This window comes from Bacillus sp. MYb209 (assembly GCF_002975175.1).
Classification (GTDB): domain Bacteria; phylum Bacillota; class Bacilli; order Bacillales; family Bacillaceae_G; genus Bacillus_A.
Genome location: NZ_PCNZ01000091.1, coordinates 1 through 3561, shown reverse-complemented (window position 1 = coordinate 3561; position 3561 = coordinate 1). Strand labels below are relative to the sequence as shown.

General features: G+C 31.4%; 4 protein-coding genes and 1 pseudogene. 2 read left to right on the top strand and 3 right to left on the bottom strand.

Translation table 11 applies throughout. The features are described 5' to 3' along the window. A pseudogene (locus CQZ94_RS30315) lies at positions 1-92 on the bottom strand (IS6 family transposase); the annotation flags it as partial. A 422-nt stretch (positions 93-514) separates the two neighbouring features. Next, positions 515-1030 (bottom strand): hypothetical protein, encoded by a 516-nt coding sequence (locus CQZ94_RS30305; RefSeq protein ID WP_105588384.1) that lies wholly within the window; start codon positions 1028-1030, stop codon positions 515-517. A 256-nt stretch (positions 1031-1286) separates the two neighbouring features. On the opposite strand from CQZ94_RS30305, the gene CQZ94_RS30300 reads away from it, so the two are divergent. Beyond that, positions 1287-1667 carry a hypothetical protein gene (locus CQZ94_RS30300; RefSeq protein WP_105588382.1) on the top strand — a complete coding sequence of 127 codons (381 nt, stop codon included), beginning with the start codon at positions 1287-1289 and terminating at the stop codon, positions 1665-1667. A gap of 438 nt (positions 1668-2105) precedes the next feature. Beyond that, positions 2106-2420, top strand: coding sequence for a hypothetical protein (locus tag CQZ94_RS30295; RefSeq protein ID WP_070147194.1), 315 nt, complete (start codon positions 2106-2108; stop codon positions 2418-2420). A gap of 655 nt (positions 2421-3075) precedes the next feature. On the opposite strand, the gene CQZ94_RS30290 is transcribed toward CQZ94_RS30295, so the two are convergent. Beyond that, positions 3076-3327, bottom strand: coding sequence for a hypothetical protein (locus tag CQZ94_RS30290; protein WP_105588381.1), 252 nt, complete (start codon positions 3325-3327; stop codon positions 3076-3078). Positions 3328-3561 lie beyond the last annotated feature (234 nt).

Sequence of the window (3561 nt, the reverse complement as noted above, 5' to 3'; positions counted from 1 at the left end):
AAGCTCAAATTGTACCGTAGGTACCACCTTACTGTTAATAAGATTAGTTCAGGCTGATAATGCTTCCATTTGAACAAATTTTCCTTTTCCATACTGATCACACACCTTTTGTAGAGTAGTAATATCAATATGCCCAAGTTTAGGAGATTAATTGCAAGAATTTTGCACCAGAACCGAAAAAATGACTTCCGCTTTCGAGAATTATGTAAATGAGCTGTCCAAATGGATGGCTTATTTTATTTTTTGCTTAGCGTGGTTTTTTTCCAAAATGCTGGCGGTACCCCATGCCCATCAACTTAAGAAAAGTAAACACCCCCAAAACAAAAAAATGAGCTGGCTTCTCAAAATAACTAACTGTAGAGAAAGAAAATTTTCATTTAGGGGGTACTTCAAAACCTTAGCTTGATAGCGATGTATGGTGACCCCTTGTAGGCAAAAATCAATAATAAAGTTGTTTAAATCTTGTTCAACTAAAGCACCCGTTAGTTCAATAAGAAAAAATTATCTATGATTATTAAAGTGGCCCACCTTCAAAACCAATAGGCCATCCATCCTCTTTAAATTTTACTTTATACTGAAACTCAAAGTGACCATCAAAAATAAAAGCTAAACTGAACCCTGAAAATATATAATCGTCAAAATTAACCATCTTTCCAAAATATATTGTGGATAGATAGTAGTTCTTCATTTCTTGATTAGGGAAGAATTTCTGTAAATATTTTAATGCACGGCTTATATGTAGATGGAGTTCATCGAATATTTTTTCTGCCATTTCGATAATCTCCACATCGGGATTTTCATTATTCCCTTGAATAAAAATCTCCACATCTTCCCATTCTCCGATATTAATACTATAAAACCACCGTTCTTGAATGAGATACTTCTCATTTTCGTATACAGTGGGATTAACTAGGTTTAATTTTTTCACCTCATCTTTAATTAACGGTTTATCAAGTATAAGCTTTTTATGCAAAATGTTTTTGATATTAGAGACAATATATTTAGATTTGTTTAATTCTAAAGAGTCCATTTTCCACCTCATAAATTATAAAATAAAGTAAATTCCCCCTTAATTATATCATCATCCTTATTCAACTATCCTGCACCGTTAGTTCAATAAGAATTAAACAACTTTATTATTTTTCAAAGGACTTTATTGTAAATTAAACAACTTTATTATCTCTTAACACTAATCACATCCTCTTAAAAGAGCTGTTACGTTTGTAGCGGTTTCTTTTGTTATAATGAGATAAAGGGGAGATGAATTGTGTTAGGGGAGATGAATTGTGTTAGGAGAAATAGAATTATTATATTATCTAATAAACGCTACGGATTACATAGGAAATTCACTCGAAATAAAAAATACACCAGGTGTTAAAGATAAACTCATTGAGAAAGGATATTTAGAAGATGTAGACGGGATAAAGTTTACAGAAAAAGCTATAGACTTACTAAATAACTTTTTTGAAAAGCACGCTTCTCGTGCGTTGGAAGTGCTTAAGATGTTGAGATTACCAACACACGAAGTATCGTTTGGTGAAATATGTTATTGGATGGCAATGGAAGATCAAATGTATTGTGTTAAGTATCTTCTAAAAAGGTTAAATGAAGACGGAAAGATTCAACTTGATAAAAGTAGTAATTGGGGTACACCTATGAAGTACTAGTGGATAAATGATTAAGAATCTATTTAGAGCGTTTTTTCACATGTTAAGAAGGACAAGTATATATTGGAGAATAGGACAATCTAACCGCTATTTTATTCAATACTCACACACTCTTTCACATTGAGAGTATCCAAACGGGTGCTTTTTTCGTTGTTATATAGAAATTACATATTAAGGGATACCGCCACATCACCATCAAGCTAAAATTTTATAGTACCCCCAGAACGAAATTTTGTGCTAACTTGTAACAAAAAGCTCATTTTTTCGTTTTGGGGTATTTGCTTTTCTTAGCTTGATTGTGATGTGGCGAGAACCCATTTATAAAAATAGATTCCAATAGAAATTTAAATACCTTTTTCAAATAAATACAGTCTTTGCACCAGAACCATATATACTATATGAACGTATACAATAAACATAATTAAAGGAGAATAGAACTTGATAAAACATATACTCAGTTTCATTCTTGGAACAATTGTTATATTAATTGGTTCCTTTTGGGTTATTCCTTACACCCTCGAAGCAATTGACAGTAACGTAAGCCATATTACTCCTGACAAAAAGTATTTTAGTAAGTTATATGACTATGATATAAAGCTTTGGATGATTGCAAACCTTATATTTTTCATTTTTTGGGCAATTACTGTTCTTATAGTTAAGTTACCTAATTATAAGAAGAACAGAAGTACTCATATAAAAAAATATAGTCATACAAATCAGCGTAAAAAAGCAAAGAGAAGGCGTCGTAAATAATTGTTTTTTATAAAACAATTATTTACGACGCCAGCATTTTGGAAAAAACCATGCTAAGCAAAAAATACAATAAGCCGCCCATATGGACAGCTCATTTACATAATTATCGTTCTCGGAAGTTACTTTACACTTATAATAAATTCTTCTTTAAGAATATCATAAGAGTTCGGCTCGTTTTTTCTTTTTTTGGGCCTTTATGATGGGTATGTATGGTGCCCCCTTACAGGGAGAATGATAAAGCATTTTCTATTTACCCAATTACCGAACTCTCAAATGTTTTAAATAGTTACCTATCCCCTAATAACCGAGTATGTTTATTTCTCTAAATCACTGTCCATAATAATAAATAAAGACAAACCCTTTATCCTTAAGATACAAGCTCTTTCTCAAGAGTATCAAACTCGGTGATTAGGGTAGAGTGGTATAGTTATGTTCACCTATAAATTATAAAAACAGACATTTGTTAACTATTTCTATTTTCGTTTATTTTGTTACCCTTTATCATCCCTTAACAACAAATAAGACGCTAAACCGAACACAACAGCGCCTAATACAGTAATTCCTATATACATGTTATAACCTCATCAAATGTCCATTTTGTCCATTAATGTGTAATTTCTATATAACAAAGAAAAAACACACGTTTTGGATGCTTTTAAATCTTTTCTATAACATAAACCATTGTCTTTTTTGATGGTGCTTGATAAGAGTAACCTTGATTTTTATGAACATATATTTCATATTTACCCATCACTTGAAATCTTTCTTTTTCAGATTCACCGAACTTTTTTACAGAATCGCATAAAATAGTTAATTCCTTTCTATTATTGCATAACAAATTAGAAATCTGTTTTTCGGTATATATTCCCCCTTCGTCTAATTCTTTCAACATCTCTCCATATTGCATAATTTCTCCACCTTTCCCAATCTATTCATTCAACAGAAAACATAATTATCCTTTTATTCAAATGAACAAAAAGCGATCACTGAAGTGACGGCTCTAAAGAGGATTGGAGAAGACATAGAATCTTCCTAGTTTCTTTTCTAATCGTTCTAACGCTTCAACACAATCATTAGCTGCAGTAGTTAATACCTTAATGTTTTCGTTAGCTTCTTTTGTATCTACATCAACTTTCACTGA